Origin of the sequence: Mesorhizobium sp. M7A.F.Ca.US.006.04.2.1 (assembly GCF_004022915.1) — a bacterium.
In the GTDB taxonomy this organism is placed as follows: domain Bacteria; phylum Pseudomonadota; class Alphaproteobacteria; order Rhizobiales; family Rhizobiaceae; genus Mesorhizobium; species Mesorhizobium ciceri.
Window position 1 is genome coordinate 1 of sequence record NZ_RZQA01001662.1, and the last position, 435, is coordinate 435.

Consider the following 435-nt stretch of genomic DNA (forward strand, 5'->3'; position numbering starts at 1 on the left):
CTGCAGGGTGGTTCGCACATCTTGCTGGAAATGAACCAGAACGATCTGATCAAGGACCGGCTGGAGACGACGCGCGACGAAATCCGCACGCTGCTGCGCGACGCCAAGATTGGCTATACCGGCCTTGCCGGCACCGGGCGGACCCTGCAGGTTCGCATTACCGATCCCGCCCAGATCGATGCCGCCAAGACGGCGCTGAAGACGCTGACCGATCCGGTCGCCGCCGGCCTGTTCACCGGCGGTTCCGTGCAGGAAATGACGCTCGACGATTCCGAGCCCGGCCTGCTCAAGTTCAACGTCACCGATGCCGGCATCAAATACCGCACGTCGACCGCGCTGACGCAGTCGATCGAGGTGGTCGAACGCCGCGTCAACGAACTCGGCACGACCGAACCCATCGTGCAGCGGCAGGGCGACGACCGTATCCTTGTCCAG

1 pseudogene is annotated in these 435 nt (G+C 63.9%); it reads left to right on the forward strand.

Annotated features, from left to right (window positions below):
* Window positions 1–435 (forward strand): annotated as a pseudogene (locus EN925_RS39285) (protein translocase subunit SecDF); the annotation flags it as partial.